The 18,100-nt window shown below is 60.3% G+C and carries 17 protein-coding genes; 8 read left to right on the top strand and 9 right to left on the bottom strand.

Annotated features, from left to right (window positions below; genetic code table 11):
* Positions 1-678: 678 nt before the first annotated feature.
* From AC13EY_RS02750 to AC13EY_RS02735, 4 genes are read left to right on the top strand one after another with little or no spacing between them, the layout of a single operon-like run.
* Positions 679-1,125: a hypothetical protein gene (locus AC13EY_RS02750; protein ID WP_003288519.1), complete on the top strand. Its 447-nt coding sequence runs from the start codon at positions 679-681 to the stop codon at positions 1,123-1,125.
* 30 nt (positions 1,126-1,155) lie between these two features.
* Positions 1,156-1,395: a ribbon-helix-helix domain-containing protein gene (locus AC13EY_RS02745; RefSeq protein WP_003089107.1), complete on the top strand. Its 240-nt coding sequence runs from the start codon at positions 1,156-1,158 to the stop codon at positions 1,393-1,395.
* Positions 1,395-1,805, top strand: coding sequence for a putative toxin-antitoxin system toxin component, PIN family (locus tag AC13EY_RS02740; protein WP_003150546.1), 411 nt, complete (start codon positions 1,395-1,397; stop codon positions 1,803-1,805). The genes AC13EY_RS02745 and AC13EY_RS02740 overlap by 1 nt, the downstream gene beginning before the upstream one ends.
* A 3-nt stretch (positions 1,806-1,808) precedes the next feature.
* Positions 1,809-4,802, top strand: a complete 2,994-nt coding sequence (locus AC13EY_RS02735) for a Tn3 family transposase (protein WP_003089110.1) — start codon at positions 1,809-1,811, stop codon at positions 4,800-4,802.
* Between the two features lie 12 nt (positions 4,803-4,814).
* Here the strand turns inward: AC13EY_RS02735 and AC13EY_RS02730 are convergent, their stop codons facing one another.
* From AC13EY_RS02730 to AC13EY_RS02720, 3 genes are read right to left on the bottom strand one after another with little or no spacing between them, the layout of a single operon-like run.
* Positions 4,815-5,027, bottom strand: a complete 213-nt coding sequence (locus tag AC13EY_RS02730) for a GDCCVxC domain-containing (seleno)protein (RefSeq protein WP_003089113.1) — start codon at positions 5,025-5,027, stop codon at positions 4,815-4,817.
* Positions 5,028-5,034: 7 nt separating this feature from the next.
* Positions 5,035-5,310, bottom strand: a complete 276-nt coding sequence (gene merP / locus AC13EY_RS02725) for a mercury resistance system periplasmic binding protein MerP (protein ID WP_003150552.1) — start codon at positions 5,308-5,310, stop codon at positions 5,035-5,037.
* 12 nt (positions 5,311-5,322) lie between these two features.
* Positions 5,323-5,673, bottom strand: coding sequence for a mercuric transporter MerT family protein (locus AC13EY_RS02720; RefSeq protein ID WP_003089115.1), 351 nt, complete (start codon positions 5,671-5,673; stop codon positions 5,323-5,325).
* Positions 5,674-5,747: 74 nt separating this feature from the next.
* Here AC13EY_RS02720 and merR point away from each other — a divergent pair, with 74 nt between their 5' ends.
* Genes merR through AC13EY_RS02705 form a run of 3 tightly spaced genes read left to right on the top strand, consistent with a single transcriptional unit; the run spans position 5,748 to position 8,910 of the window.
* Positions 5,748-6,146, top strand: coding sequence for an Hg(II)-responsive transcriptional regulator (gene merR / locus AC13EY_RS02715; protein ID WP_003089120.1), 399 nt, complete (start codon positions 5,748-5,750; stop codon positions 6,144-6,146).
* 59 nt (positions 6,147-6,205) lie between these two features.
* A complete protein-coding gene (locus AC13EY_RS02710) occupies positions 6,206-7,810 on the top strand; it encodes a GspE/PulE family protein (protein WP_482876164.1) in 1,605 nt (534 codons plus the stop codon).
* Between the two features lie 11 nt (positions 7,811-7,821).
* Positions 7,822-8,910, top strand: coding sequence for an ATP-binding protein (locus tag AC13EY_RS02705; RefSeq protein WP_200818413.1), 1,089 nt, complete (start codon positions 7,822-7,824; stop codon positions 8,908-8,910).
* A 59-nt stretch (positions 8,911-8,969) separates the two neighbouring features.
* Here the strand turns inward: AC13EY_RS02705 and rimO are convergent, their stop codons facing one another.
* From rimO to AC13EY_RS02680, 5 genes are all read right to left on the bottom strand, one after another.
* Positions 8,970-10,301 carry a 30S ribosomal protein S12 methylthiotransferase RimO gene (rimO, locus tag AC13EY_RS02700; protein ID WP_228244923.1) on the bottom strand — a complete coding sequence of 444 codons (1,332 nt, stop codon included), beginning with the start codon at positions 10,299-10,301 and terminating at the stop codon, positions 8,970-8,972.
* Between the two features lie 334 nt (positions 10,302-10,635).
* Entirely contained in the window at positions 10,636-10,854 is a 219-nt protein-coding gene (locus AC13EY_RS02695; RefSeq protein WP_088274265.1) for a YgdI/YgdR family lipoprotein, read from the bottom strand.
* 122 nt (positions 10,855-10,976) lie between these two features.
* A complete protein-coding gene (locus AC13EY_RS02690) occupies positions 10,977-11,930 on the bottom strand; it encodes an alpha/beta fold hydrolase (protein WP_228244922.1) in 954 nt (317 codons plus the stop codon).
* A 22-nt stretch (positions 11,931-11,952) separates the two neighbouring features.
* Positions 11,953-12,768, bottom strand: a complete 816-nt coding sequence (locus AC13EY_RS02685; protein WP_228244921.1) for an SDR family NAD(P)-dependent oxidoreductase — start codon at positions 12,766-12,768, stop codon at positions 11,953-11,955.
* 17 nt (positions 12,769-12,785) lie between these two features.
* Positions 12,786-14,258 (bottom strand): flavin-containing monooxygenase, encoded by a 1,473-nt coding sequence (locus AC13EY_RS02680; RefSeq protein ID WP_228244920.1) that lies wholly within the window; start codon positions 14,256-14,258, stop codon positions 12,786-12,788.
* A gap of 83 nt (positions 14,259-14,341) precedes the next feature.
* Between AC13EY_RS02680 and AC13EY_RS02675 the strand changes: the two genes are divergently transcribed.
* Positions 14,342-14,950, top strand: coding sequence for a TetR/AcrR family transcriptional regulator (locus tag AC13EY_RS02675; protein WP_228244919.1), 609 nt, complete (start codon positions 14,342-14,344; stop codon positions 14,948-14,950).
* A gap of 329 nt (positions 14,951-15,279) precedes the next feature.
* On the opposite strand, the gene acnB is transcribed toward AC13EY_RS02675, so the two are convergent.
* The gene (gene acnB / locus AC13EY_RS02670; protein ID WP_228245057.1) at positions 15,280-17,874 is read right to left on the bottom strand and encodes a bifunctional aconitate hydratase 2/2-methylisocitrate dehydratase; all 2,595 of its coding nucleotides are present in this window, start codon (positions 17,872-17,874) and stop codon (positions 15,280-15,282) included.
* Positions 17,875-18,100: the final 226 nt, after the last annotated feature.

Raw genomic sequence — 18,100 nt, 5'->3', positions numbered from 1 at the left:
TGAAGTAACCCTGTATTTCCGGTCGACTTCAGCCCTTGCTGCTTTTGAAAGCGGGCCGTCGATCAAAATCGACCAGGTAACCCGCTCAGTTCTCCGTTTTTGGCCGCCGCGAGCACCTCGCAGCAGCCATTTTCCGCATTAGGGGGCATGCCGAGATAAGGCAAAAATTAGGACATTCGTTCTGTAACCTGCTGTATCTAAAGGATTAACTTTGAGAGGCGCTGCTCAGTAGTGGCGGCTAAATATTGATCAATTATCTATGCCGAGATAATTGCAGATAATTCCCGCCGTCCGTACCCAGCGCGAGTTCATAAGATTGGAGAAATGCCGAGTTAGAGGGCCTGCGAACAGCTTTGGTCGAGGCTTTGCGCTTCGACGCATAACGGCTGCTTAGTACTGGGGGCTCTCCCAGAAGCGACAAAGGCGGCCTCAACGAGACCGCCTCAAACCAAGTTTCATCACCGGTACACGCACCCGGGAGAGGAAGCTCTTGGGCAGGTTTCAATAATAACACCGATCAAAGCGTCACTGCCAAAGCCCTCTCGCACTGCCGAGTAGCCTTCAGATAGTGTTCATTCGCTCTCTCTCGAAGCTACGGTGCGGATGGTTCGAGACCATCATGCGCAAACTCGGGGCCAAGATGACATTATCAAATGGCCAATTATCCTGGAGGCAGTTATGGAAAGGCTCCGCGAAAAACTGGATTTGCCGAGAGGCCACTACTATCTGCACGTCGCCGTACTGGCGGGCCTGCCGGTGTCGTTGATCTCCGATTTGGCAAGCGAGTTGGAGCGATCGCCAGCGCAGATCGCGCAGTGGATCACTGCGTCCCCCGGCAGTGCCGTGATGTCTATACAGGCTGGTGAGGTGTTCTGTCGTCTTATCGAGATCCTCGATGCGCTATTGGAGCTGTACGATGGGGATCTAGGAGGTGCGCTCCACTGGCTAACGGCACCGAATGTCGTGCTGTCCAATGAGAGGCCGGTCGAGGGGGTTTGGGGAGCAACGGAACAGAAAGTGCACTTAAGCCCAGCGCCTGCCCGCAAACCCTTGTGGCGTCTGGTTAGTTCGGGAAAACCATCGTTTTGTCGAACCATTGCATCGCCCTTTGTGATTGGCGTATAAACACACAAACACCTATTAGCGGAGAACGCTATGAATACCATTCGCTGGAATGTCGCCGTCTCGGCCGACACCGACCAGTCGCTTCGGATGTTTCTGGCCAGCCAGGGCGGCGGCCGTAAGGGCGACCTGTCGCGCTTCATCGAAGAAGCGGTACGGGCACACATCCTGGAGCTGAGCGCTGAGCAGGCCAAGGCCGCTAACGCCCATCTGAGTGAGGCAGAATTGACCAACGCGGTTGACGAAGCGCTCGACTGGGCACGTAAGCGCTGATGCGGGTCGTGTTGGATACCAACATCCTGTTCAGCGCCCTGATCTCGCCACATGGCGCGCCCGATGCGATCTACCGTGCCTGGCGGGCGGCGCGTTTCGAGGTGGTGACCTCGCGGATGCAACTCGATGAAATTCGTCGAGCCAGCCGCTATCCCAAGCTTCAGGCCATCCTACAGCCCGCCAAGGTGGGCGCCATGATCAATAACCTGCAACGGGCTGTGGTACTGGAGCGCCTGACCATCGAGGTCGAAGCCGATGATCCGGATGACTCGTTTTTGCTGGCCATGGCCTTGGCGGGCGATGCGGACTACCTGGTAACCGGTGATCGCCGCGCCGGCCTGCTGCAACGCGGGCACATCGAACGCACGCGGATCGTCACGCCCGCCGTGTTCTGCGTCGAGGTGCTGTGATCAATGCCGGTCGGTTTTCTGACTCAAGAGCAACGCGACGGTTTTGGCCGCTATGTTGATTCGCCCAGCCGTGAAGAGCTGGAACGTTACTTCCACCTGAGCGATGAAGACCGTGAAGCCATCCAGGTGCTGCGGGGTAGCCATAACCGTCTGGGTTATGCCGTTCTGCTGACCACCGTCCGCTTCGTTGGCGTTCTGCCGGACAAGCCCGCCGCCGTGCCGGTGGAAGTCCTGCAGGTGCTTTGCCGACAACTGGCGATTCCAGACCCCGACTGCCTCCAGCGCTATAGCGATCATCGCCGCTGGATACATGCCACCGATATTCAGAACCGCTTTGGCTATCGTCATTTCACCGATCCGGGCATCGGCTTTCGCTTGAGCCGCTGGCTGTATGCCCTCTGCTGGACGGGCACCGACCGGCCGGGAGTGCTGTTTGAGCGAGCCACCTCGTGGCTGTTCACACAGAAAGTCCTCCTGCCTGGTGTGTCTCAACTAGAGCGCTTTATCGCCCAGTTGCGCAGTCGGGTCGAAGAACGCCTCTGGTTTACGCTGGGCCGCAGCGTGACTGAGGAACAGCGATTGCAACTGCAAGACTTGCTGACGGTGGCCGAAGGCAACCGCAGCTCCCGGCTGGATCAATTGCGCTCCGGCCCGGTCATGGTCAGTGGCCCCGCGTTGATTCGGGCACTGCGCCGGCTCGATGACGTGCGCGGCATCGGCATCACCTTGCCGGCGGCGGCGCACATCCCTCCCAGCCGTATCGCCGCCCTGGCCCGCTTCGCCAACACGGCCAAGGTCACCGCGATTAATCGGCTGCCGGCGTCGCGGCGGATGGCGACACTGGTGGCCTTCGCACTCTGCCTGGAGGCGACTGCGCACGACGACGCACTGGAAGTCCTGGAGGCCTTGCTGCGCGACCTGTTCAGCAACGCGGAGAAGGCCGACAAGAAAGCCCGCATGCGCAGCCTGAAAGACCTGGATCGGTCGGCCGCGACGCTCGCCGCCGCGTGCAAGGTCGTGCTGGACAGCTCGATCAGCGATGACAACGTGCGCGCCCGGCTGTTCAACGACCTGCCGAGGACCACCCTGGAAAAGGCCCTGGAAGAGGTCAACGCGCTGATCCGCCCGGTAGATGACGTCTATTTTCTTGCATTGGAAGCGCGCTACCGCAGCGTGCGCCGCTTCCTGCCCGACCTGCTCAAGCACATCCGCTTCGGCTTCAGCCCGGCCGGCAAGGGCGTGGCGGCTAGTCTGGAGTGGCTGCAACTGAACCTGCCGCGCCGGAAGCCAGAGGATGACGCGCCGCAGGAGATCGTGGCCAAGGCTTGGCAGAAGCACATCACCCGCGAAGATGGCTCCCTCGACATGGGTGCCTATGTGTTCTGCACGCTCGATGCGCTGCGCACGGCCCTGCGCCGCCGCGATGTCTTCGTCTCGCCCAGTTGGCGCTATGCCGACCCGCGCCTTGGCCTGCTCGACGGTGCCGAATGGCTGGCGGCGCGACCGATCATCTGCCGGTCACTGGGCCTGACCATCGACGCCAAAACCACCCTGGACGCCTTGTCCGTCGAGCTGGATGCAACCTGGCTGGCAGTAGCCGCGCGCCTGCCCGACAACCCGGCGATTCAACTGAGCGAGAACACCGAGGGCAAGACCGAACTGTCGCTCGGGGCGCTGGACAAGCTGGACGAGCCCTGCTCGTTGCTGCAACTGCGGGCGGCCGTGTCTGACCTGATGCCGCGTGTCGATCTGCCGGAAATCCTCTTGGAAATCGCCGCCCGCACTGGCTTTTCCGAGGCCTTCACCCATGTCTCCGAACGCAATGCACGCGCCGACAACCTGGTCACCAGCCTCTGCGCGGTGCTGTTGGGCGGGGCCTGCAACACCGGCCTGGAGCCCTTGATCCGCACCGACAACCCGGCGCTGCGCCGTGACCGGCTGTCCTGGGTCAGCCAGAATTATATCCGCGACGACACCCTGTCAGCGGCTAACGCCATCCTGGTCGGAGCGCAAAGCCAACTGGAACTGGCCCAAGTCTGGGGTGGCGGCGAGGTCGCCTCCGCCGATGGCATGCGCTTCGTCGTACCGGTGCGCACCGTGCATGCCGGCCCCAATCCGAAGTATTTCGGCACCGGCCGGGGTGTCACCTGGTACAACCTGATTTCCGACCAATTCTCCGGCCTCAACGCCATCACCGTGCCCGGCACGCTGCGCGACAGCCTGGTGTTGCTGGCGGTCGTGCTGGAACAGCAGACCGAGTTGCAGCCGACGCAAATCATGACCGACACCGGGGCCTACAGCGATGTGGTGTTCGGGCTCTTCCGCCTACTTGGCTACCACTTCAGTCCGCGGCTGGCCGATGTCGGCGGTACCCGCTTCTGGCGCACGCGCCCGGACGCGGACTACGGCAAGCTCAACGGGCTGGCCCGCCAGTCGGTCAAACTCGACCTGATCGCCGAGCACTGGGACGACCTGCTGCGCCTGGCCGGCTCGCTCAAACTCGGCCGGGTGCCGGCGACTGGCATCATGCGCACGCTGCAAACGGGAGATAGACCCACCCGGCTGGCCCAGGCGCTGGCCGAATTCGGGCGGATCGAAAAGACTCTGCACACGTTGACCTATATCGACGACGAGTCCAAGCGCCGCGCCACCCTGACCCAGTTGAACCGAGGCGAAGGCCGGCACAGCCTGGCCCGCGCCGTGTTCCACGGCAAACGCGGCGAGCTCCGCCAGCGCTACCGCGAAGGCCAGGAAGACCAGCTCGGTGCTCTGGGCCTGGTGGTGAACATCATCGTGCTGTGGAACACCCTCTACATGACGGCGGCCGTGGAACGGCTCAAGCAGCACGGCTATCCAGTGCTGGAAGAGGATTTGGCCCGGCTATCGCCGCTGATCTACGAGCACATCAACATGCTCGGGCGGTATTCCTTTGCGGTACCGGAAGAAGTTGCGCGCGGCGAGCTGCGGCCACTGCGTAATCCAGACGACGACCTGTGATCCCCCTAAACGCTATGAGCAACACCCAAGCTGCTGCTGGATCGGCGGGCACTTCACCGAGCCGAACGAACAGAAAACGCAGCAATCCCCTGGGTTGGGGCGCAGCAGCGCCTTGCAGTTGCTGCACTCGTAATAGAACTGGCAGGCGTCCGTGGGCATGGTTTCCGGCTTGGCGAAGCCGCAGCGCGGGCAAGTCAGCACGGACTCAAGGACAATGGCGCTCATCGTGACCTCACTTCTGCACTGTGGAGGGGTATCCCGCGTTCGCGGTCGCCTCAGTCAGTGCCTCGGGCTGGGCCTTATCGGGATCGTAGGTGACGGTCGCCGTCTTCTGGTCGAAATTGACCTGGACGTCACTCACGCCGGACACCTTCTCCAGCGACTTCTTGACCGTGATCGGACAGAGTCCGCACGTCATGTTCTGCACGTCGAGCGTGACGGTTTTCGGGGGAGCCGCCAGCGCCACGAAGGGCAAGGCGAAAAGCACGGCGATCAGCAGTTTGCGCATGGTTAATCTCCTTCAGTAGAACAGCGGGGCGAGCCACGGCACGGCCAATAGGCCGAGCAGCAGCACGCTGACGATCCAGAACACGAGTCGCTGTCGCACGAGCGTGCGCGGATCGGCGCAGGGTGTACCTGGCGTACAAACCTGTGGCACCAGGTAGAGCTTGCGGAATGCCAATCCCAGGAACAGTAGAGTCAACCCGATGAAGAGGGGGCGTAGTGGCTCCATCATGGTCAGAGCGCCCACCCACGTACCGCCGACACCGAGTGCCAACAGCACCAGTGGCCCGACACAGCACACCGACGCACCGATGGCGGTCAGCGAACTCGCGACCAGCGAGCCTTTCCCGGTGAGTTGCATCCCCATTCCCATCTCCTGAGCCTGATTGCCTAGGTGCTATTCTAAACTCCGTACCAAAGTACGGAATCAAGGAGAAAGTGATGGCCACAGAGCTGACCATTGGCAAGCTGGCAGACGCCGCCGGGGTGAACGTCGAGACGATCCGCTACTACCAGCGACGCGGGCTGCTGGATGAACCAGCCAAACCCTTGGGTGGCCATCGGCGCTATCCGGTGGACATGGTGAAGCGACTGCGTTTCATCAAGCGGGCTCAGGCGCTGGGTTTCACGCTCTCGGAAGTCGGTGGACTGCTGACGCTGGATGAGTCGTGCGCCTGTGCCGAAACGCGAGCACGGGCTGCACGCAAGCTCGCGTTGATCGAGCAGAAGATGGCCGACTTGGTCGTCATGCAGCAACTGTTAGGCGAACTGGTGCAGCAATGTGATGCGGGAGACGGCGGAACGATCTGCCCGATCATCGAGGCACTGATCAGAGAGTAATGCCTGGCGGGTGAGCTGGAGATCGGAAAGCCCCTTTACGGTGGGATTCAGAGCTTACGTTGGTTTTTGGTTCCATTGCTCCCCAAACCCCAAAACTGTATAGAGCGCTGTCGGAACGCTATGGCCTGCCACTGCTCAGTGCCAGTGAGGTCATGGCCCGGATTGATCCGCAACTGCATGCCAACATCTCACGCGCCTACCTGAGTCACGAGCACATCATTCCAATCAAGTCCGATGGCAAGACGGTAATAGTGGCTTGCCGCGATCCCAACGCCTCGATGGATGAAGTCCAGCAACTGTTCCCGGGGCTGAAGATTGACCGGGTTCTGGTCACGCCGGTTGATTACCGGCGCATCTGGGGAGCGCTTGAGCGCGGTGGCAAGACCCTCGACCGTATCGACGAAACGACAGTAAAGGGCGGCGACAGCGACCTGCTCGTCTCCCAAGGTGAGAACAGCGAAGCCAAACTGGTCAATCTGTATGAGGCATTACTGCTGGACGCCGTTGCAGACCGGGCCAGTGATATCCATCTGGAGCGATATGGCGCTGATATTCGTGTGCGGCTGCGTGTCGACGGCGAGTTGCGCGACCTTAATCACTACTACATCACGCCGACCGAGTATGCAGGGCTGATCAACGTGATCAAACTGCGCTCCGAGCTGAACATCGCCGAGCGGCGACTGCCGCAGGGCGGGCGTTCCCAGGCGCGGGTAGGTGACGCGCGCTTCGATCTGCGCGTTCAGGTTCAGCCGTCGCTGCATGGCGAGCACGTTGTAATCCGTCTGCTGCCACAGAACTCCTCGCTGATCAGCATCGAGAAACTGGGGATGCAGGAGCATATCGCCAACGCGTATCGCCGCCTGCTGCGTAACCCTGCCGGCCTGGTGCTGGTAGTCGGCCCGACCGGTTCGGGCAAGACCACGACGCTCAATGCCGGCCTGCAGTTGCTGGCTGAGGATACGACGCGCAAGGTAATCACGGTTGAGGATCCGATCGAGTACTCCATCGACCGCATTCAGCAAACCCGGGTACGCCCTGACATCGGCTTCAATTTCGCTGACGCCATGCGCTCGTTCGTACGCCAGGACCCGGACGTCATTCTGGTCGGCGAGATTCGCGACCATGAAACCGCGCTTGAAGCTATTCGTGCATCCCAGACTGGCCACGTGGTGCTGTCGACCCTTCACTGTAACGACGCGGTAGATGCGGTGCAGCGCCTGTTCGATCTCAACGTCCATCCGAACTCGCTGGCCAGTGAGCTGCTGGCGGTTATTGCCCAACGACTGGCCAAACGGGTTTGCGAGCACTGCAAGATCGAGGATGACCCTGACCCGGAGATTCTCAAGGAGCTGTTTCCGAAGGCAATCCCCCGGAGTTTTCGCTGCTATCGCGGCAAGGGATGTCCACAGTGCAATGGCACCGGCACCCGTGGCCGGGTCGGGGTTATCGAGTATTTGCAGTTCAACGGTGAGTTGCGCAATGCGGTATCTCGCCATACGCCGGTCGGCGAATTGCGTGCGCTGGCCCTCGATTCGGGCCTGTACACGATGCGTGACAGCGCCCTGGATCACGTTATCCAGGGCAATATTCCGCTCAGCGAGTTGCCGCGTATCCTGCCACAGGAACGCATGGCACCGGAAAAACGCGGTCAATGGAAGGCCTGAGGAGAATGGACATGAAAGACAAGGCTATCCAGCGGCCGGCCGCCGAAGACCGCTTTCACGATCAATTGGTCATGCTGCAGCAGGAGGATCACGGGCCGGTCCCACCGGGCTGGCTGCTGTCGCCAACCGCCATCGAGCACTTTGTGCTCGGCAACGAGGCACTGGGTATCGAGCGCAAGTTTGTTGCGCCGCGCGAGATGGTCAGTCGGGTAATCGTGTCACTGGCCACCAACCGGGGCGCCATGCTGATCGGTGAGCCGGGTACCGCCAAGTCCTGGCTGTCGGAGCTGATCGCCTGCGGTGTCTCTGGCCAATCACGGCTGACCATTCAGGGCGGCACCATTTCCCACTATCGACAACTGATCTACGACTGGAATACCAGCTTGCTGGACAAGCTCGGGCCGTGTCGCGAGGCGCTGATTCCCGGCCCGCTGTTTATCGGTATGGAGCAGGGCAAGCTGGTTCGCTTCGAGGAGCTGGCCCGCTGCCCGCAGCTGGTTCAGGATGCACTGCTGTCGATTCTGTCCGAGCGTCAGCTGCAGATTCCTGAACTGCAGGGCGAGGATGGCGTGCTCTATGCCCGGGAAGGGTTTAACGTCATTGCAACTTCAAACTCGCTGGACCGTGGCCTGTTTGATATGAGTGCGGCGCTCAAGCGCCGGCTGAACTTTGAAACCATTGAGCCGATTGACGATATCGACGCAGAAATGGATATCGTGCTGCGCGAGGCAACCATGCTGGCGCGCCAGTCGGGTGTAGATATGGCACCTGACCATTCCATTGTGGAGATGCTGGTTACCATCTTTCATGAACTGCGCAGTGGTCAGACGCTGAGCGGGCGCAGTACCGACCGGCTTGCGGCGGCGGTCATGTCAACGGCAGAAGCGGTAGCGGTAGCGCATGCGCTGATGGTCTACGCCTGGTACTACCGGGACGGCAAGATGGCGCCGGAAGACCTGTTGCACTTCATGATCGGTGCGGCGCTGAAAGACAACCCGCAGGATCGGCGCCGGGTCGGCCACTACTTCGATACCGAGGTGAGCAGCAAACCCGGCGAACATTGGCAGCAACTGTACCGGCACCGCCAGCTGCTAGCGTAATATCTTGGGCCACTACGCCGCAGGCAGGTGCAAAGCAGGCCTGCGGCGTAAGTGATCCTTCAGGCCAGCTTCGCCCAGAGGTCATACTCGTCGGCGTCGGTGACTACAACGCTGACGATATCGCCCGGCTTGAGGTCTTCGTCGGTGTCCAGGTACACGTTACCGTCGATCTCCGGCGCATCGGCCATCGAGCGGCCGATAGGGCCTTCGTCGTCAACTTGATCGATGATGACCTGTATGGTCTTGCCGATCTTCAGCTGCAAGCGTGCAGAGGAGATCGCCTGCTGGTGCGCCATGAAACGCTCCCAGCGATCCTGCTGCACATCCTCCGGAATCGCTTCCAGCCCCAGATCATTTGCCGGCGCGCCTTCGACCGGGGAGTACTTGAAGCAGCCAACGCGATCGAGCTGCGCTTCGGTCAGCCAGTCCAGCAGGTACTGGAAGTCTTCCTCGGTTTCGCCCGGGAAGCCAACGATAAAGGTTGAGCGGATAGTGAGCTCGGGGCAGATCTCGCGCCATTTCTTGATCCGCGCGAGGGTCTTGTCTTCAAATGCCGGGCGCTTCATGGCCTTGAGCACGGTCGGGCTGGCGTGCTGGAACGGGATGTCCAGATACGGCAGGATTTTGCCCTCGGCCATCAGCGGGATCAGCTCATCCACGTGCGGGTACGGGTAGACGTAGTGCAGACGCACCCAGATACCCAGTTCACTGAGCGCTTCGCACATTTCGGTCATGCGCGACTTGACCGGGCGACCGTTCCAGAAGCCGGTGCGGTACTTGATGTCGACACCATAGGCGCTGGTGTCCTGGGAGATGACCAGCACCTCCTTGACACCGGCTTTGGCCAGACGCTCGGCTTCGCTCAGCACTTCACCCACCGGACGGCTGACCAGCTTGCCGCGCATGGATGGGATGATGCAGAAGCTGCAGCTGTGGTTGCAGCCTTCGGAAATCTTCAGATAGGCGTAATGGCGCGGGGTCAGTTTGACGCCCTGCGGCGGAACCAGATCGATCAGCGGGTTGTGGTCCTGCTTCGGTGGCACGACTTCATGCACCGCATTGACTACCTGCTCATACTGCTGAGGACCGGTGACGGCGAGCACACTCGGGTGCACGTCACGGATCGCGCTTTCTTCGACGCCCATGCAACCGGTGACGATAACGCGACCGTTCTCGGCGATGGCCTCGCCAATAGCATCCAGCGATTCGGCCTTGGCGGTATCGATAAAACCGCAGGTGTTGACCACCACCACATCAGCGTCTTCGTAGGTGGGGACCACCTGATAACCTTCGGTGCGCAGCTGGGTCAGAATGCGCTCGGAATCGACCAATGCCTTCGGGCAGCCGAGTGAAACAAAGCCAACTTTTGGGGCGTTGGACGGGGTGGACATCAGGGACCTCACGGAAAACGTTGGCAGTAACTGCCTGTCGTTGGAAACCGCGTAGTTTATCCGCCCGAAAGTTAGGCTGCCAGCCTTGCGTTGATCTCAACCTGCTATAGCCGACGGGCTGCTTGGCGGCAGCTTCACTACCGCGACAGAGTTGGCCGGGCAATGTGCTGTGGCCTGTTCCCGTGGATCAAAGGGCCGGTGCTGGAGCAGCTTGGCAGGGTGCCGGGAGTCCTTGGTCAGGGGCATAGCATGAGCATGCCGCGTCGACCCTCCAGCCTGGGGCGATTTTGCTGGAGGGCCTGGTGGAGCTATTTAGCGCGATCACCATCGTGACTCAGCGCTCGATGATCTCCTCGACATCCTGCTGCTGCATCTGCCGATCGCGATCGGTCGCATCTTCAAATTCGATCATGCCGGTTTCGTCGTCAATCTCCGGCTTGTCTTCAGCTTCCATGATCTGGCCATCAGTAGTGCGAACCAGATAGTCATTACCGCAACCGGCAAGAATGAACAGGCCCAGCAGGCCAAGGGTAAGCACTTTCCAGTGTTTCATCGGTGGTTCCTCCTTCAGTAAACACATTGGCTGTGACCGGGGGAGGTGCGAGGGGTTCAGAATGAACCTGGAGGCTGTGACCTGGATCACGGCGCCAGAACGGCGCCGCTTGCTGGAAAACGTCAGGCGGCCTGCTGACGCTGAAGTTGGCGACGAATGAAATCGATCGTCGTGTCGGGCTGGGTGATTGGCAGCATGTGCCCACCGTCGATTAGCTCCAGCTCCACGATCGACAACCGGTCGGCCAGAGCCTGCCCCTGTTCCTGCGGATCAAGAATGCGGTCGTGACGGCCGTACAGCACCCCGATGGGAAGATGTAGATCGTCATAGCGCATCTGCATCAGCGGCATCACACTTTCCAGCGCGTTCATATCGCTCGAGGCTGCGATGAAGTGGCTGGGACGCAGGCCGAGCAGGCCGCCACCGCGGATCGGGAAGTCCGCAGGAACGGCTTCGGGACCGAACACAATATCCATAACCTGCTCGCGTTTGCGGATGGACAAGGGCACGGCAAGCGTCCAGCCGACCAGCGCGCGCAGCCAGGGCTGGCGTATCGAAAACGCCGCAAAGGCAGCCGAAACCTTGCTTGGCATGTGGGTCAGCGGTGCGACCAGCGCCAGACCACTTACCTTGTCGGGATGACGCAGCGCCGTTGCCAGCGAAACAGCACCTCCCAGCGAGTGACCGACCAGCAAGGGCTTGCCCAGATGCAGCGCATCGATAACCCCGGCTACCACATCGGCCTGCACCGCAAGCGAGGCGGACGAGCGGGCAGGGCGGATCGAATAGCCACTACCCGGACGGTCAATGGCGATCACCCGGTGCGTTTTGGCCAGCTCGCTGATGACCCCATAACCGAAGTTTTGTGCCACGCCGCTGAGCCCGTGGATCAGCAAAATGGAATCGGGCCCGCTGCCTTGCTCGATGTAATGGATCCGATTTCCCATCACGGTAATGAAACTGCCTTCTGGCGGCATCCCCAGCTCTACGCGCTTGGCAATGAACAGAGTATAGAGGTACAACCCGGCAATCCCCAGCAACAGCACGACCAGCACAATACTGAACAGATAATTCACGTTGATCTCCTCGTATGATCCGTCACGCGTCGCTGTCGGCCAGCCCTGGCAGCAGGCGCCAGTAGTTGACCGGCATCAGACGCTCCAGCCATGACAGGATGCGGGCGTCGTTGCCAACAATAACCCGTGGCCTGTTGCGCTCAATGCCCCTGAGAATGATTTGTGCCGCCTTGGGCGGTGGCATGCGCAGCAGTCGGTTGGCACGCGCCAGTTTCCTCTGCTTCTCTGCGTCACTTTCACTGTCAGGAGAGCGGGCACTGGTCGCGATAGCAGTGGCGACGCCTCCCGGGTGCACCACGGTGACGCCAACATTGGTGTTGGTCAGCTCCAGTCTCAAGGCGTTGGAGAATCCGCGTACCGCAAACTTGCTCGCACAGTACGCGGTCTGGCCGGCGGGGGTAATGAGCCCGAACAGGCTGGAGATATTCACGATACGTGCCTCAGGCCGCTGTCGGAGCAGCGGCAGAAATGCCCGGCACAGGGTTACTACCGCGTCAAAATTGATCGACATCAGCCAGTCGAAGTTCTCCTCGCTGACCTGATCGAAGGTACCGCCCAGGGCGACGCCGGCGTTATTGATCAGCAGATCAACACTGCCATGCTCTGCAACGACCGCTGACGGTAATGCGGCAACGGCTGACCGGTCCGATACATCTGTCGGATGCTCGCTGACCCTGGCACCAAGTGCCCGAGCCTGTGTCGCGGTTTCCGCCAGAGAATCGGGGTTGAGGTCCACGAGTGCCAGATGGCAACCACTACGGGCCAGCGCCACTGCCAGAGCCCGGCCGATGCCGCTGCCGGCGCCTGTCAGCACTGCTACACTATCCTTGATCTGCATGTTGTCTGTTTTCCTTGTTATTGAAACTGCATCACGCCGTCGTCGATACGGCCGTACTGAATGGTCAGCTTGTCTTTCAGGTAGCTCTGATGCACCTGCCAGGGCGCACGATCCCCCTGTTTGGGCAGCACATTGGCAGCGCGCTGAACGTAACCGGAAGTGAAGTCCAGGAAGGGTTGCTCCTGCACCGACGGGTCGCGGCGGACAACGGCGGTACGGTAGTGGTGCTTGTCCATATAGCGCAGCAGGCGGCAGGCGTAGTTGGCAGTCAGCTCGGCTTTCAGCGTCCAGGAAGCATTGGTGTAGCCAAAGGTCACTATCATATTAGGTACGTCACTGAGCATCATGCCCTTGTAGGACATGCGTTCATTGAAGCGCATCGGCTGCCCGTCAACACACACAGTCACATCGCCAAGGGCGTTCACCTTGAGCCCGGTCGCAGTCACGATGATGTCGGCCTCCAGCTCTTCACCAGAACTCAGGCGGATGCCATTCTCGGTGAAGCTGTCGATGGTATCGGTCACGACGCTGGCGCGACCGGCGCGCACGTCGCGGAACAGGTCGCCATCGGGTACTGCGCAGAGGCGCTGGTCCCATGGTTTGTAATCCGGGGTGAAGTGCTTCATGTCAACATCGCCGACCTGCGTCTTGACCATGTGCAGTACACGTTCCTTGAACTGCTCCGGTCGGCTGCGGGCGATACGATAGAAGAACTGGGTGAGGAACACGTTCTTCCATCGCGTCAATGAGTGCGCAGCCTGCAGTGGCAGCCATTTCTGCAGCGTCTGGGCGATACCATCTCGTTGCGGACGGGTGACAACATAGCTGGGGGTGCGCTGCAGCATGGTTACGTGGGCAGCCTTCGCCGTCATCGAGGGAACCAGAGTAACTGCCGTTGCACCGCTGCCGATGACAACGACGCGCTTGCCAGTGTAATCAAGGTCTTCAGGCCAGAACTGCGGATGAATGATCTGCCCCTTGAATGCCTCTTCGTTTGGAAATGCGGGGCGGTAGCCTTCGTCGTAGCTGTAATAGCCGGAGCAAGAGAACAGGAAACGAGCCTGGTAATGCTCCTCTTGCTCATTACCCTCTGCGTCGGTAAGCAACGCGACGACATCCCACCGCCCATGTTCGCTGGACCAGTTGGCGGATACCACGCGACGCTGGAAGCGAATGTTATGAATGGCGCCCGAGTCTTCGGCAATTTCCTCGATATAGCGCTTGATGTCCGCGCCGTCGGCGATGGACTTGCGGTTGGCCCAGGGCTTGTAACTGTAGCTGAGGGTATACATGTCCGAATCGGAGCGGATGCCAGGGTAGCGGAACAGATCCCAGGTTCCGCCGATCGCCGCGCGGCGCTCCAGTATCAGATAGCGCTTGTCGGGGCATTGACTGCTCAGTGCATGTGCGGCGCCGATGCCCGACAGGCCCGCGCCGATGATAAGAACATCCAGTGGTACAGGTTCAAATGCATATTGTTCTTGTGTCATTGTGGTATCCCGTCACGTGGGTAGTGGTGACAATCTAGATTGTCATATACTCTTTGGCAATCCCCGTTGTCAGAATTCACCGAATGAATACAGCTACCTCAGTCAAACGCCGCTATCGTGGCTCCTCAACCGAAGAGCGCAGGGCGCAGCGCCGGCAGCAATTGATCGACGCCGCAACACGTATTTACGGCGAACACGGATACCGGCACTCCGGCGTCAAGCAGGTTTGTGACGCCGCCGGACTGACCCAGCGCTATTTTTACGAGTCCTTCGGGCATAGTGACGAGTTGCTGATTGCCTGCTATGAACAGACCGCACGCAAGGTCCGCGAGCTGAATATGGCTGCAGCCGAAGCTGCCGGAGATGACCGTTCGGCCCGCAGCCGGGCAATGCTGCAGGCGTACTTCACCTATCTGAGGGATCATCCCCAGGAGGCACGCCTGTTACTGGTCGACATTCGGGGCATTAGCCCTTCAGTTGACGAAGCCATAGACCGCTCCCTCAGAGCCAGTAGCCAGGATATGACCCGCGCACTGGCACAGCCCGGTCAGCACTTCGACGAGATGCTGCAGGCCGGTATTCTTGGCGGGGTGATTCATATTGCTCTGTACTGGATGGAAAGCGGCTACCGGCATTCGCTGGAAGCGGTCACCGAGACAGCACTCAAGCTGGGAGCATCGCTGCTGGAGTAGGGTTCGCCGGTTTTGCGCACCCGAGGCGGGGGCGTCAACCTGAAAAGCTCCGCAATGCGCCGACAGCATTCCGGCCAGGGCAAGCGAAGCATCTGACTCTATCTTCTCATGCAGCCATCTGCCGAAAGTATCGGTACTTGCTGGGACACCGCGGAGACGCTGCTCTTACTCCGTCCCACAGGCTGACGCAGAGTTGTCGTAGGCCGGTAAGCCAACGATTTCTCCGCCAGGGCAGTATCGGAGTTCGGACAGATATTCTTCCGTATGCCCTGAGATTCTGCAAAGTAAAAAAAACCCCGCACGAGGCGGGGTTTTTTACGAGGCAGCTATCAGAGCTGAGCGACCGGGATGGACGCAGCGGCTTTCTGGTAGGACTCGATTTCGTTGAAGTTCATGTAGCGGTATACGTCGGCAGCCATGCTGTCGATCTGCGCGGCGTATTCCATGTACTCTTCAACAGTCGGCAGTTTGCCCAGGATCGATGCAACCGAGGCCAGCTCGGCAGACGCCAGGAACACATCTGCACCATCACCCAGACGGTTCGGGAAGTTCCGTGTGGAGGTGGAGACAACGGTCGACTTGGCAGCAACACGTGCCTGGTTACCCATGCACAGCGAGCAGCCCGGCATTTCCATGCGCGCACCGGCCTTGCCGTAGATGCCGTAATAGCCTTCTTCGGTCAGCTGGTACTGGTCCATCTTGGTCGGCGGAGCCAGCCACAGACGGGTCGGGATAGCACCCTTGTTCTTCTCGAGCAGCTTACCGGCAGCGCGGAAGTGGCCGATGTTGGTCATGCAGGAACCGATGAAGACTTCGTCGATTTTCTGGCCGGCAACCTCAGACAGCAGACGGGCATCATCCGGATCGTTCGGTGCACACAGTACCGGCTCCTTGATGTCGGCCAGATCGATTTCGATCACGGCGGCATACTCGGCGTCAGCATCGGCAGCCATCAGGCTCGGGTTGGCCAGCCACTCTTCCATGGCCTTGGCGCGACGCTCCAGGGTACGCGGATCCTGATAGCCGTTGGCAATCATCCAGCGCAGCAGGACGATGTTGGACTTCAGGTACTCGGCAACCGACTCTTCGCTCAGCTTGATGGTACAGCCGGCAGCAGAGCGCTCGGCAGACGCATCAGACAACTCGAACGCTTGCTCGGCGGTCAGGTGATCCAGACCTTCGATCTCGAGAATACGGCCGGAGAAGATGTTCTTCTTGCCTTTCTTCTCGACAGTCAGCAGGCCTTGCTGAATGGCGTAGTAGGGAATCGCATGGACCAGATCACGCAGGGTGATACCAGGCTGCATCTTGCCCTTGAAGCGAACCAGAACGGATTCCGGCATGTCCAGCGGCATAACGCCGGTGGCTGCTGCGAAGGCAACCAGACCGGAACCGGCCGGGAAGGAGATGCCCATCGGGAAACGGGTGTGAGAGTCACCACCGGTACCAACGGTATCAGGCAGCAGCATGCGGTTCAGCCAGCTGTGGATGATGCCGTCACCCGGACGCAGTGCAACACCGCCACGGTTGTGAATGAAGTCGGGCAGGGTGTGGTGAGTGGTTACGTCGATCGGCTTGGGATATGCCGCGGTATGACAGAACGACTGCATGACCAGGTCGGCAGAGAAGCCCAGGCACGCCAGGTCCTTCAGTTCGTCACGGGTCATCGGGCCAGTGGTGTCCTGGGAACCGACGGTAGTCATCTTCGGCTCGCAGTAGGTGCCGGGGCGAACGCCTTCAACGCCACAGGCCTTACCGACCATCTTCTGTGCCAGGGTGTAACCCTTGCCAGTGTCAGCCGGCTGATCGGGCTTGCGGAACAGGTCGGAAGCACCCAGGCCCAGTTCAGCACGGGCCTTTTCGGTCAGGCCGCGACCGATGATCAGCGGGATACGGCCGCCAGCGCGTACTTCGTCCAGCAGCACCTGAGTCTTCAGTTCGAAGGTGGTGATGACGTCGTCGGTACCGTGCTTGCAGACCTTGCCTTCGTAGGGGTACACGTCAATGACGTCGCCCATGTTCAGGTCGGTGCAGTCGAACTCGATCGGCAGCGCGCCGGCGTCTTCCATAGTGTTGTAGAAGATCGGAGCGATCTTGGTGCCGAAGCAGAAGCCGCCAGCACGTTTGTTCGGAACGTAAGGAATGTCGTCGCCGAAGAACCACAGAACCGAGTTGGTTGCAGACTTGCGGGAAGAGCCGGTACCAACAACGTCGCCTACATAGGCAACCGGGAAGCCCTTGGCCTTGGCTGCTTCGATCTGCTTCAGCGGGCCAACAACGCCCGGCTCGGTCGGCTCGATACCGTCACGGGCCATTTTCAGCATGGCCAGAGCGTGCAGCGGGATGTCGGGGCGGGACCAGGCATCCGGAGCCGGAGACAGGTCGTCGGTGTTGGTTTCGCCCGGCACCTTGAATACGGTGAGGGAAATCTTTTCGGCCACAGCAGGCTTGTTGACAAACCATTCGCCGTCAGCCCAGGACTGCAGTACCGCCTTGGCGTGAACGTTACCAGCCTTGGCTTTTTCGGCAACGTCGTGGAAGGCGTCAAACATCAGCAGGGTGTGCTTGAGTTGTTCGGCAGCAGTGGCGGCCAGTGCTGCGTCGTCCAGCAGCTCCACCAGAGTGGCGATGTTGTAACCGCCCTGCATGGTACCCAGCAGCTCAACTGCGCGCTCTTTGGTCAGCAGCGGCGAGGTGGCTTCGCCCTTGGCGATAGCGGAGAGGAAACCGGCCTTGACGTAGGCGGCTTCGTCTACGCCCGGCGGGACGCGATTGGTGAGCAGGTCGAGCAGAAACTCTTCTTCACCTGCCGGCGGGTTTTTCAGCAGATCAACCAGACCTGCAGTTTGTTCGGCGTTCAGCGGCTGAGGAACGACGCCCTGAGCAGCGCGCTCTTCAACGTGTTTGCGATAGGCTTCAAGCACAGTTATTACCCTCATCAGTCTGTTCCGATCGTGTCGGAACGGTCATCCTCTCGGACTCCGGGAAGCACTGAATAAGCATCTTGGACAAGGGAGTTATTCAGTGCTTCCCTAAAGTGTGGCGACTATAAGACTGTGACAGACGTCTACCCGTTCTGGTGGGGGGCAACCTGGGGTAACTGGTGGCAGATACGTAACGGGTTGCGGGCTGACGCCTGAAACACAGCCC

It is taken from the genome of Halopseudomonas sp. L-58 (assembly GCF_056859475.1).
Note: the sequence above shows the minus strand (reverse complement) of the source record. Positions and strands in the feature narration are given on the sequence as shown.